This is a genomic window from Pseudazoarcus sp. NS34 (genome assembly GCF_059703725.1).
Window position 1 is genome coordinate 211,323 of the sequence record NZ_BAAKIZ010000002.1, and the last position, 11,897, is coordinate 223,219.

Below are 11,897 nucleotides of genomic sequence, written 5' to 3' on the forward strand. Positions count from 1 at the left end.
CCGCAAATAAAAAATGGGCGAAACGCCCATCCCTGTTGATTTCAACTGGAAGATCAGCGCAATCCCGGGTGTGGGCTGCGCCGAATGCGCGGAAGTATAACGCCAGCGCGGCAATCAGGCAATTTTGCGCGGCTTTCTGCTGCGTTGCGGCCCACCGTTCGCACTACGCGGCGCACGATTGCCGTCCTTGGGCGCACCCTCTCTGGCCGGCGCTGCCGCGTTGTCACTTGGCTGCCGTGAGTTCGGGCTGCGCGGAGCGCCTGCATTCTGGCTTCTCGGCTTGCGCGGCCCGCCCGTGCCCTGTGGCGCGGTAGTGCGGTGCACCTTGCCCTCGTTGCGACGCTGCCGGGTCTTCTCTTCCGGGCGCTGCTGGCGCTGCGGGGTGGTGTCGCCGGAGAGCGCCCGCACCTCTTCCTGCGGCATATCCATCCACATGCCGCGCTTGATACGCGTCGGCAATTCCACCGGGCCGTAGCGCACGCGCATCAGCCGGCTGACGGTCAGCCCGACCGACTCGAACATGCGCCGCACCTCGCGGTTACGACCTTCGGAGAGCACCACGCGATACCAGTGGTTAACGCCTTCACCACCTTCGTCGCGCAGTGAAGAAAAGCGCGCCGGACCGTCTTCCAGTTCGATACCGGTGGTCAACGAGGTGATCTGCTCGTCGGTCAGCGTGCCTAGCAGGCGCACGGCGTATTCGCGCTCCATCTCGTAGCGCGGGTGCATCATCTTGTTGGCCAGCGTGCCGTCGTTGGTGAACAGCAGCAGGCCCGAGGTGTTGAAGTCCAAGCGACCGATCGCGATCCAGCGTCCGCGCCTGAGCATCGGCAGACGCTCGAACACCGACGGGCGGCCTTCGGGGTCGTCGCGCGAGACGATTTCGCCTTCGGGCTTGTGGTAGATCAGCACGCGCGAGTCGCGCTGCTCGGCGAACTTGAGCGGAATCACCTTGCCGTTGTGCTTGACGATGTCGCCCGGACCGATCTTCTGGCCCAGCGCAGCCGGCAGGCCATTGACCGAAATGCGCCCGGCAATCACCCACTCCTCGATTTCACGACGCGAACCGATGCCGATCTGCGCCAGCACTTTCTGCAGGCGTTCAGGTTCGGCGAACGAGGCCGGCTTGAGCTGCGGCTCAGCACCCGGACGCGGCGGACGGGCACGCGGCGGGCCTTCGCGCTTGAAGGCGCCAAGAGCCGACTTGTGGGCATCCGGCCGCATGGCGGGGTTGCCGCCCTGCGGGGCGTCTTCAGACTTGTTCTTGGTCGACGGGCGCAGCGGGCTGCGCGATTTCCTGGGTTTCGACAAGGTCCATCATCCTTTCTATTTCGACGAGTGGCGGCAGCTCGGAGAGGCTGCGCAAGCCAAGGTCGTCGAGAAAACGCCGGGTGGTTGCAAGCAACGCCGGCCGGCCCGGAGTATCGCGGTGGCCGACCACATCGACCCAGCCACGCGACTCCAGTGTCTTGATTACGTTCGGGGATACCGCGACGCCGCGAATATCCTCAATGTCGCCGCGCGTTACCGGTTGGCGGTAGGCGATGATCGCCAGTGTTTCCAGCACGGCACGCGAATACTTCGGCGCGCGTTCGTCCTTGAGTCTGTCCAGATACACCTGGAACTCGATGCGCGTCTGAAAACGCCAGCCCGAAGCGGCTTGCACCAGCTCCACGCCGCGTCCATCCCAGTCGGCTCGCAATTCGTCGAGCAGCTTGCGCACCAGTTCCGGCCCCGGGTCGGGCTCGAACATGCGACGCAGATCACTCGTGGCCAGCGGGTTGCTGGCTGCCAGCAAGGCGGTCTCGATGACCCGCTTGTAGTCCTCAGGCGTGTTCAGCAGCATCGGCAAGCTTCACGTAGATCGGCGCCATCGGCTCCATCTGGGTTACGACCACGAGCCGCTCCTTGACCAGTTCCAGCATGGCCAGAAACCCGACCACCAGCCCGGCGCGACCGTGCGTCAGATCGAATACCGCCTCGAAGGCCACAAAGTCGCCGCTTGCCAGCCGGCGCAGCATCAGGCTCATGTGCTCGCGCACCGACAGTTCATCCTGCCGCACCGTGTGGTGCTGGGTCAGCTTTGCCTTCTTCATCAGCGTCAGCCAGGCAAGCTGCAGATCGTGCAGGCTCACTTCCGGCAGGCGTTCGACGATACGTTCGACGACCATCACGCCGACGGCGTCGAAATCACGCCCGATGCGCGGCAGCGCCTCCAGCCGCAATGCAGCGAGTTTCGTCTGTTCGTACTCGAGCAGCCGGCGCACCAGCTCTTCGCGCGGATCGTGCTCGTCATCGTCGTCGACGCGCTTGGGGCGCGGCAACAGCATGCGCGACTTGATCTCCAGCAGCGTCGCCGCCATCAGCAGATAGTCGGCCGCAAGCTCGAGATTGTGACGCCGCATGGCCTCGACATAGCCCAGATACTGGCGCGTCAGCGGCGCCATCGGAATGTCGAGGATGTCGAGATTCGCCTTGCGTATCAGGTACAGCAGCAGGTCCAGTGGACCTTCAAAGGCCTCGAGAAACACCTCCAGCGCATCGGGCGGGATGTAGAGGTCCTTCGGCAGTTCGAGCATCGGCGCGCCATACAGCCGCGCCACCGCATCAAGTTGTGCGCCGGTTTCTACCGGCGCCAGATCGAGCGGGCGCTCCATTCTATCCCGAACGCGCGTTGCCACCGCAAGCGCCGGATGCGGCTCGGGCGATCACGAGTACGACAACCCCATGCTCTCGCGCACGTCGCGCATGGTCTCTTGCGCCAGCTTGCGCGCGCGCTCACAACCGTCGGCAATGACGTTGCGCACCATGCTCGGATCTTCGATGTAAGGCTGGGCGCGTTCGCGCATCACGTTTTGCTCGGCGACGATGGCGTCGATCACCGGTTGCTTGCATTCGATGCAACCGATGCCGGCGCTGCGGCAGCCCTGCTGCACCCACTCGCGAGTCGGATCGTCCGAATACACCACGTGGAACTGCCACACCGGGCACTTGGCCGGATCACCCGGATCGGTGCGGCGCACACGCGCCGGGTCGGTCTGCATGGTGCGAATCTTCTTGGTGACCGAATCCGGGTCTTCGCGCAGGAAGATGGTGTTGTTGTAGCTCTTGGACATCTTCTGTCCGTCCAGCCCCGGCATGCGCGCGGCCTCGGTCAGCAGCGCTTCGGGCTCGACAAGGATCATCTTGCTGCTGCCTTCGAGATAGCCGTACAGGCGTTCGCGGTCCGTCATGCTGAGGTTCTGCGCTTCGTCCAGCACGGCATGTGCCTGCTCCAGCGCGGCCTCATCACCTTCCTGCTGGAAACGCGTGCGCAGCTCGAAATACAGGCGCGAGCGCTTGGTGCCGAGCTTGCGTGCCGCTTCGCGCGCCTTCTCTTCAAAACCGGGTTCGCGGCCATACAGATGGTTGAAGCGGCGCGCGACTTCGCGCGTGATCTCGACGTGCGGCACCTGGTCCTCGCCCACCGGCACCTTGTCAGCGCGATAGATCAGGATGTCGGACGATTGCAGCAGCGGATAGCCGAGGAAGCCGTAGGTCGACAGGTCCTTGTTGCTGAGCTTTTCCTGCTGATCCTTGTAGGTCGGCACGCGTTCCAGCCAGCCCAGCGGGGTCATCATCGACAGCAGCAGATGCAGCTCGGCGTGTTCGGGCACACGCGACTGGATAAACAGCGTGGCCTGCGCCGGATCGACACCGGCAGCAAGCCAGTCCACCACCATGTCCCACACGCTTTCCTCGATCACCTGCGGTGAATCGTAATTGGTGGTCAGGGCGTGCCAGTCGGCAACGAAGAACAGACAGGGATATTCCTCCTGCAGCTTCACCCAGTTCTTGAGCACGCCGTGATAGTGGCCGAGATGCAGACGACCGGTCGGTCGCATGCCGGAGAGAACGCGTTCTGCGTACATGGCTTTTTTGCTTGGTCTAGAAACTGAAAATGGTCGAAATCAGGCTGCGGAATGCGGAAATCATCGGCCAGAGAATGGCTCCGAGGATACCCGAGAACAATGCAATCAACAGGATCGGGAAGCCGTAGGGCTCGATGCGCGCGAAATTCCACGCCAATCGGTTCGGCAAAAGGCTCACTGCAATGCGCCCGCCATCGAGCGGCGGCAGCGGCAGCAGATTGAGGAACATCAGAATGGCGTTGATGGTGATGCCGGCGATCGACATATGCGCCAGCGCATCGGTGTACATACCCGGCTCGGCGCTGACCACCAGCTTGAGTACGATCGCCCAGCCAAAGGCCATCACCAGATTCACGAAGGGGCCGGCTGCGGCCACCCACAGCATGTCGGCCTTGGGGTTGCGCAAGCGCGAGAAATTCACCGGCACCGGCTTGGCCCAGCCGAACAACATGCCGGAACTGCCGAACAGGATGGAAATGCCAAGAATGCCCGCCGGCACGAGAATGGTGCCGACCAGATCGATGTGGCGAAACGGATTGAGCGTGATGCGCCCGGCCTCCGCCGCGGTCGGGTCACCAAAATACCGAGCGACGTAGCCATGCGCCGCTTCGTGCAGCGTGATCGCCAGCAGCACGGGCAAGGCCCAGATCGCGAGGGTGGATATCAGCGTTTCCATAAGCCCTGCGGCTTGAAAACGCCGGATTCTAGCAGAGAGAGGGGTTTCGGCCCGGCATCGGGCATCAGGCGGCGTCCAGGCCGAACGGCGTGAGATCGCCCTTGCCGGCACGAATCAGCTCGGGCGAACCTGAGGTCAGGTCGATCACGCTGGTCGCCTCGGGGCCACAGAAACCGGCCTCGATGACCAGATCGACCTGCTTTCCGAGACGGTCGCGGATGTCCTCGGCGTCGGTCAACGGGAGGTCGTCACCCGGCAACAGCAGCGTGCTGGTGAGCAAGGGCTCGCCCAGTTCGGCCAGCAGTGCAGCCACCACCGGGTGATCCGGCACGCGCAGGCCGATGGTCTTGCGCTTGGGATGCATCAGCCGGCGCGGCAACTCACGCGTGCCTTCGAGAATGAAGGTGTAGGTGCCCGGCGTGGTCGCCTTGAGCAGGCGGTATTGCGTGTTGTCGACGCGGGCGTAGGTGCCGATCTCGGAAAGATCGCGGCACATCAACGTGAAATGGTGGCGTTCATCGACATCTCGGACACGGCGGATGCGCGCCAGCAGATCGGCGTTGCCCATCTGCCCGCCCAGCGCGTAAGCGGAATCGGTCGGGAACACGATCAACCCGCCGCCGCGCACGATATCCGCTGCCTGCTTCATCAGGCGGGCTTGCGGGTGTTCGGGATGGACGCTGAAAAACTGGGACATGGCGAACTCAGAAACGTGACCACACGGGCTCAAGCCCGTCCGGCAGCGGCGGGCACTGCCCGAGATCAATGCGACTTTCCTCGACACCGTGAAAATCCGACGCGCGCGACGCCAGCATGCCGCGACGGCGGGCGATGTCGGCGTACAGACGCACTTCGTCGTCGGAGTGCGATCCCGTCACAACCTCCACCGCCTCCCCGCCGCACGCGAGGAACCGATCGAACAGATGCTCCATGCCGATGTCGTCCAGCCGATAACGCGCCGGGTGGGCGATCACCGCCACACCGCCCGCGCCACGAATCCAGCTCACGGCGTCTTCCAGCTTTGCCCACTGGTGCTCGACGTAGCCCGGCTTGCCCTTGGCCAGATAGTGGCGGAACACCGTACCGACGTCGGGCATGCGTCCGCAGGCCACGATCTGACGCGCAAGGTGGGCACGCCCGACCATCTCGGGATTCTTCGAGAACTTCAGCGCGCCTTCGTACACGCCGGGCAGGCCGATGTCGGCCAGCGCCTGCCCCATGCGGCGCGCGCGCTCCTGGCGCCCTTCGCGCAGGGTGGCGAGCCCGGCCTTGAGCGCCGCATCCTGCGGATCGACGCCAAGTCCGACGATGTGCACGGTTTCGGTCGCAAAGCTCACCGAAATCTCGACGCCGGCGACCAGCGTGAGGCCCAGCAACGCGGCTTCGGCACCGGCTTCGTCCAGCCCGCCCAGCGTGTCGTGGTCGGTCAGCGCCAGCATGTCCACGCCGTTGGCGTGCGCACGACGCACCACATCGGTGGGCGGAAGCCAACCGTCGGATGCGGTGGAATGGCAGTGCAGATCAGGGTTTTGGGGGAATGCGTTCATTTCATCCGGCCTGGTAAGGCGCGACTTCGGCCAGAAAGGCTTCGATCGCGGCCGCCACGCGTTCGGGCTGGTCATGCTGCATATTGTGCCCGCAATCGGCAATCGGCGTTTCGCGCAGGTTCGCAAAGCAGCTTCGGGTGTGTTCATAGGCGGCTGCGTCAATGCCGCGGATCTCGCGCCAGTGCGTGCCCGGCTGCATCAGCCACAGCACCGGCGCGGTGATCTGGCGCCAGCAGGCTTCCGCTTCGGCACGGCGGTGCATCACCGGCTGCACGTTGCGGTGCGCCGGCTCGACGGCAATGTGCACGCCACCGGCTGCATCCGTCTCGGTGTAGTGCTGTGCCATGAAGTGCGCGCGCGCCTCGGTCAGGCGCGGGTTGGCGCGGCGCAGACGCACAGCCAGTGCTTCCACGCTGTCGTAGGTGCGCGGCGCCTTGCGCGTCGCGAGCTGATCCAGCCAGGTGGCGCAACGCTCGGGCGCTTCGTCGGCGGGACGGTCCGCCCGCGCCAGCGATTCCAGCGTGGCCAGCGCCCTCACCCGCTCGGGCCGCACACCGGCGTAGATGTGCGCCACGTTGCCGCCCATGCTGTGGCCGACCATGCGCACCGGGGCGTCCGGGCTGTAGAGATTCAGCAACGCGTCCAGATCGCCCAGGTAATTGGCAAACCAGTAAGCGTCGTCCCCGCGCCCGCTCAGGCCGTGGCCGCGCCAGTCGGGCGCAACCACATGCCAGTCGTTCTTGAAGGCGTCGATAACGAACTGAAAAGTCGCGCCGACGTCTGACCAGCCATGCAGCATGACCAGCATCGGCGCGCCGCGACGACCCCACTCGCGCACATGAACGCGAATGCCGCGCAGCTCGTAAAAATGGCACTCGAATGGCTTCATGAGAAGGATGATACCGTGTGAGCCGGCCCCTACGTTGCGGTGCAACGTAGCCGGTGCTATCGTGCCGCCGCCCTGCCGGCGGGCCGTTTCCGCCACGCAGACACCCGAGAACGCCCGATGACCGTCCCGCTCAGAACCTCTCCGCTGCATGCCGCCCACCTCGCCGTCGGCGCGCGCATGACTGCCCTCGCGGGCTGGGAGATGCCGGCCGATTACGGTGACGCCATTGCCGAGCACCACGCGGTGCGCCAGGCCGCCGGCGTGTTCGACGTATCGCATCTGGTCACGCTGGAAATCTCCGGCGCCGGCGCCACGCCCTTTCTGCGCGAACTGCTGGCCAACGACGTGGCCGCGCTCAAGCGCCCCGGCAGCACGCTGTATTCGTGCCTGCTCGACGACGACGGCCAGATTCTCGATGACCTCATCGTGCATCGCATCTCGGACGGCGAATTCCGCCTCGTCGCCAACGCCGGCAATGCCGAGCGCGACGTGCGCTGGATGCGCAAGCGCATTGCGCAGAGCGGCTCCAATGTCTCGCTCGGCACGCGCAACGACCTTGCGCTGTTCGCCATTCAGGGGCCGCAGGCCATCGATCGCGCGATGCGCGCCATTCCCGAGTTGAACACCTCGCGCGGCATTCCCGCGCCCTTTCTGGCCGTGCGCCTCTCGGACCTGTTCATTGCCCGCACCGGCTTCACCGGCGAGGATGGACTGGAGATCGGCGTGCCGATCTACCGTGCCGAAGCCATGTGGGAAGGTCTGCTCAAAGCCGGCGCGCGGCCCTGCGGCCTGACTGCCCGCAATACGCTGCGGCTGGAAGCCGGCTTCCGCCAGTACGGACAGGACATGAACGAACGCAACACGCCGCTTGATGTAGGGCTGGTACGCACCATCGACTTCTCCGACCCCGAACGTGATTTCGTCGGTCGCCAGGCGCTGGAAGACAAGCCCTGGATCGCCTGCACCATGGGGCTGATGTTCGATGCACCCGAGCCCGAAGCGCAAATGCCCGTCATCACCACGCGTGGCACCGGCGTCACGACCAGCGCGGTGTGGTCGCCCACGCTGGCCACGGGCATCGCCTTTGCGCATCTGCCGCAAGGCACGCAAGCCGGCGAAACAGTCGAAATCGCCCTGCGCGGCGAACGCATTGCCGCGCGTGTCGTCGAACCGCCCTTCGTGCGCGACGGCAAACCACTGGTCTGACAATTCCCCTTTACCCGAACAGAGCACCCGGAGAACCCCATGAGCAAGCTCCCCACCGACCTGCGCTACGCCATCACTCATGAATGGGTGCGTGAGGAATCCGACGGCACGGTTACCGTCGGCATCACCGATCACGCGCAGGAAGCACTCGGCGATATCGTCTTCCTGGAGCTGCCCAAGGTCGGGCGCCGGGTCGAAGCGGGCGAAGCCTGTGCGGTGGTCGAGTCGGTCAAGACGGCTTCGGACATCCACGCGCCGCTCACGGGCGAAGTAGTTGCCGTCAACGACGACATCACGAATGCACCGGAAGGCGTCAACGATGCTCCGTACGAGGCCTGGCTGTTCCGCATCCGTCCGGACGCAATGGACCTGTCCGGCTTGCTCGACGCCGCCGCCTACCAAAAGGAAATCGGCTGACGTTCCACCCACGCCGGCCGCCGACGCGGTCGGCGCTGGACATGTCCGCGCCAAGTGCGCCGCGGATGTGTCGCTCTCTGCATTTTTCGGTAGCACCCGCCTCGCAAACCCACTGCTTTCAAGCAAACGTTGTTTGAGTGCACGCGATCTCAGGCGGCTGCTGAAAACAAAGAGTTTCATCTCCATCTCAAAGCGAATTACCGCCATTTTCTCCAAGTGGCGGGTACGCGCCTAACTCGCCCTGTTCCTTTGCAGACGCGGCCTTGCGTCATTTTTCGGCCAATCTTCTGCGCACTTCTGACTCTGCGCATTCCCGTCTTTGCGTGTCTGAAAATGGAATGCGCAACTGCTACTGTGGACCTTGTCAGTTCATTCTGGGTCCCACGTTTCATGGCGATCCAATTCGCCTCCCCTCAATGATTCCGTGGCAGATGAACTGTGGTGAAGCGCCCGTTCAGAAAGAACTTTTCCGATCAACGCGCCAGCTAAAAGGAGATCCATATGAAGAAGATGCATTCGTTCGCCTATTCCGTATTGGCCGTGTCAGTGATGGCTATTGGTGCAAGCCCTGTGTTCGCCCAACTCGAAAAATCGCCGCCGCCCAATCAAGAGCAAACCGTCACTTCAGAGGATCAGGACGCGCGGGTTGCCATGCCTCCCGAAGAGCGCCAAGGGCCGAGCGAGACAAAGCCCGCACCGGAGATGAACAAGCAGCGTTCCAGCTCGCCCTCAACACCCGCTGCATCGGATCGCAAGCAGCCGCCGACAAGCACCGATCGCGTCAGCCCGCGCGGTGACCTCGATACCAAGCATCCGGGTTATCTGGGCGCTGCGCCCAAGGATGGCACGCATGCCAGCGCACTGATCGGCGCTACGGTCACAACGCTGGGCGACGAAGAGATCGGCGCGGTGAGTGATCTCATCATCGACTCAAACGGCCACGTCGTCGCGGTTGTCGTCGGCGTCGGCGGCTTCCTGGGGATCGGCGAGAAGAACGTAGCCATTGGCTGGACCGAGATCACGAAACCCAAAAACTCCGACAAGCGGGATCTGCGCGTCAAGGCGACGCGAGAAGCCTTGGAAGCGGCTCCGGAATTTGCATTGCGTGATTGATCCGCGGCCGGTCAGGCTGCAATAAAGCGACAGACGGCAGAGGCAAAAGCCTCTGCCGTTTTCATTCATGCCAGCACTTGGCCGGCAGCGCAGCTTCAGACCAGTACCGCGGCCAGCACGATCAGCACCGGCAAGACCGCGGCACTGACCCACAGCCCGGCGACAATCATGCTTCGCTGTGGCACATGGCCACTGCCGAACACAATGGCGTTCGGTGGCGTCGCCACCGGCAGCAGAAAGGCGCATGACGTGGCTACCGCCACACTCACCGCAATCGGCAAGACGTCGATGGTCGGCGCAAGCGCGAAAAACACCGGAATCAACAGCGCCGCACTGGCCGTGTTGCTGGTTACCTCGGTCAGCGCCAGCGCAAAGACAATCATCAGCGTCAGCACCACGATCACCGGCATGGCCGCGAACAGCATGCTCAACTCGCCCGCCATCCACATGCCCGCCCCGCTTTCGGCAATCACGCGGCTCAGCGTCAGGCCACCGCCAAACAGCAGCAGCACGCCCCAGTCGGCGCTCTTCTCGATGTTCTTCCAGCTTGCGAGCCCGAGCGCGTGCAGCAACACCAGCGCCAACAGCGCCACCGCCGCCTCGTAACCGCGCGGCATCCCGATCAGGTTGGAAACCGGCGCGCCGACAATCCACAGCAGCACGGTCAGCACGAACACGCCCAGCATCAGAAAGTGCGCCCGGCGCCACTGCACGGCCTGCTCCGGCGGCTGCACCTCCACATCGAGTTGCGGCTGCAGGCTCGCACGCAGCGCCCACTCCATCGCCGGCATCATCACCAGTACCAGCGGCACGCCCCAGCTCATCCACTGCGCAAAGGAAATGTTGGCGTACGTCGCCGCGAGAATGTTCGGCGGGCTGCCCACCATCGTGCCCAACCCGCCGATGTTGGCCGAGAAGGCCACACCCAGCAGCACGTAAATCCACGTCGAGCGATGCCGTTGCGGGTCGAGTGGCGACAGCAGCCCGAGCGCCAGCGGCAACATCATCGCTGCCGTGGCCGTATTGCTGATCCACATCGACAGCAGCGCCGTGACCCAGAACAGATAGCGCGCCGCCCGGTCCAGCCGGTTGCCCGCCTTGCCGATCACCCACGCCGCCATCCAGCGATCCAGCCCCTGCTGCCGCAGGCCGGCCGCAAGCGCAAAACCACCGAGAAAGAGAAAGATCACCGGATCGGCAAACTGCAGCAGCGCCTGATCGAAAGCCAGAATCCCGCTGGTACCCGCCAGCAGCGGCACCAGCAGCGCCGTGACGCTCACATGCAGCGCCTCGCTGATCCACAACCACGCAATCGCCAGCATGATCGCGAGCCCCGCGCCGGCCGGGCCGATGTGCGCCTCGAACATGGTGCCGAGGGCGAAATAGATGAAGGCGGCGATGAAGAGATGGAGGATGCGCATGGCGTAGGACTATAGCGCAGCACATTGCGCCCCACGCGTACCCGCCAGGCCACCGGGTCGCGGTTTCACCTGCTTCAGCAAGAATGCACAATGCCCTCTGCACATTCCTGACCACGCCGGAGCTCCGCCAATGCGCCAAGTCGCTGCGTCCGCAAACTTCACCGCGCTATTTGCATTCGTTTCACTGCTCGCCGGCAATGGCGCCCTCGCCCACCCCGGTCACGAAACGCATCCGCCGCAGGCAGCTGAACTGGTTGCGAAAACGGACTCGGCACTGGCCGCAGCCAGTCCGCTCACGGCCACCGTCGGCGGCCTCACCGGCGCGATCAAGACCCGCGGCGTCACGTCAATCGAAACGCTGGGCGTCATCGAATTGGGCGAAGAATTCCCCGCCATGCAGGGCCGCCAGATGCGCGCACGGGTGTTCACCATCGAGCCCGGCGGCGTCATTGCCATTCACGCACACGAGCAACGCCCCGGTTACGCGCTGATTCTCAGCGGCAGCATTGTCGAGCATCGCAATGATCAGGCCGAGCCGGTGGTGCGCAACAAGGGGGATGTGGCCATTGAGAAATCGGGGGTGGCGCACTGGTGGGAGAATGTTTCGGGGGAGGTGGTGAGGGCGTTGGTGGTGGATATTGTTGGGCTTGAATGAGGCATTTGAACTGAAAATGTCAGAATTCGTTCGCCTTTTTCACCAAAGAAAAACGTGGTCTG

General features: G+C 64.1%; 13 protein-coding genes. 4 read left to right on the forward strand and 9 right to left on the reverse strand.

The annotated features are described in order from the left end of the window. Positions 1–114: 114 nt before the first annotated feature. From rluB to AC6H0N_RS07355, 8 genes are all read right to left on the reverse strand, one after another. Positions 115–1,311 (reverse strand): 23S rRNA pseudouridine(2605) synthase RluB, encoded by a 1,197-nt coding sequence (gene rluB, locus AC6H0N_RS07320; protein ID WP_497573438.1) that lies wholly within the window; start codon positions 1,309–1,311, stop codon positions 115–117. Then, a complete protein-coding gene (gene scpB, locus AC6H0N_RS07325; protein ID WP_497573439.1) occupies positions 1,253–1,846 on the reverse strand; it encodes an SMC-Scp complex subunit ScpB in 594 nt (197 codons plus the stop codon). Before scpB ends, rluB begins: the two co-directional genes overlap by 59 nt. Continuing rightward, on the reverse strand, positions 1,827–2,657 hold the full coding sequence (locus tag AC6H0N_RS07330; protein ID WP_497573440.1) for a segregation and condensation protein A: 831 nt from the start codon (positions 2,655–2,657) through the stop codon (positions 1,827–1,829). Before AC6H0N_RS07330 ends, scpB begins: the two co-directional genes overlap by 20 nt. Positions 2,658–2,708: 51 nt before the next feature. Beyond that, complete coding sequence (locus AC6H0N_RS07335) at positions 2,709–3,911, reverse strand: tryptophan--tRNA ligase (RefSeq protein WP_497573441.1); 1,203 nt, start codon at positions 3,909–3,911, stop codon at positions 2,709–2,711. 16 nt (positions 3,912–3,927) lie between these two features. Next, the gene (locus AC6H0N_RS07340; protein WP_497573442.1) at positions 3,928–4,587 is read right to left on the reverse strand and encodes a site-2 protease family protein; all 660 of its coding nucleotides are present in this window, start codon (positions 4,585–4,587) and stop codon (positions 3,928–3,930) included. Positions 4,588–4,651: 64 nt separating this feature from the next. Then, complete coding sequence (locus AC6H0N_RS07345; protein ID WP_497573443.1) at positions 4,652–5,284, reverse strand: L-threonylcarbamoyladenylate synthase; 633 nt, start codon at positions 5,282–5,284, stop codon at positions 4,652–4,654. 7 nt (positions 5,285–5,291) lie between these two features. Continuing rightward, positions 5,292–6,134: a 3',5'-nucleoside bisphosphate phosphatase gene (locus tag AC6H0N_RS07350; protein ID WP_497573444.1), complete on the reverse strand. Its 843-nt coding sequence runs from the start codon at positions 6,132–6,134 to the stop codon at positions 5,292–5,294. Between the two features lies 1 nt (position 6,135). After that, positions 6,136–7,023 carry an alpha/beta fold hydrolase gene (locus tag AC6H0N_RS07355; protein ID WP_497573445.1) on the reverse strand — a complete coding sequence of 296 codons (888 nt, stop codon included), beginning with the start codon at positions 7,021–7,023 and terminating at the stop codon, positions 6,136–6,138. A 117-nt stretch (positions 7,024–7,140) separates the two neighbouring features. On the opposite strand from AC6H0N_RS07355, the gene gcvT reads away from it, so the two are divergent. From gcvT to AC6H0N_RS07370, 3 genes are all read left to right on the forward strand, one after another. After that, entirely contained in the window at positions 7,141–8,229 is a 1,089-nt protein-coding gene (gcvT, locus tag AC6H0N_RS07360) for a glycine cleavage system aminomethyltransferase GcvT (RefSeq protein WP_497573446.1), read from the forward strand. Between the two features lie 39 nt (positions 8,230–8,268). Continuing rightward, the gene (gene gcvH, locus AC6H0N_RS07365) at positions 8,269–8,646 is read left to right on the forward strand and encodes a glycine cleavage system protein GcvH (RefSeq protein ID WP_497573447.1); all 378 of its coding nucleotides are present in this window, start codon (positions 8,269–8,271) and stop codon (positions 8,644–8,646) included. A 501-nt stretch (positions 8,647–9,147) separates the two neighbouring features. Continuing rightward, positions 9,148–9,759 (forward strand): PRC-barrel domain-containing protein, encoded by a 612-nt coding sequence (locus AC6H0N_RS07370; protein WP_497573448.1) that lies wholly within the window; start codon positions 9,148–9,150, stop codon positions 9,757–9,759. 95 nt (positions 9,760–9,854) lie between these two features. On the opposite strand, the gene AC6H0N_RS07375 is transcribed toward AC6H0N_RS07370, so the two are convergent. Beyond that, complete coding sequence (locus AC6H0N_RS07375; RefSeq protein ID WP_497573449.1) at positions 9,855–11,180, reverse strand: SLC13 family permease; 1,326 nt, start codon at positions 11,178–11,180, stop codon at positions 9,855–9,857. A gap of 130 nt (positions 11,181–11,310) precedes the next feature. Between AC6H0N_RS07375 and AC6H0N_RS07380 the strand changes: the two genes are divergently transcribed. Further along, positions 11,311–11,835, forward strand: a complete 525-nt coding sequence (locus tag AC6H0N_RS07380; RefSeq protein WP_497573450.1) for a cupin domain-containing protein — start codon at positions 11,311–11,313, stop codon at positions 11,833–11,835. Positions 11,836–11,897 lie beyond the last annotated feature (62 nt).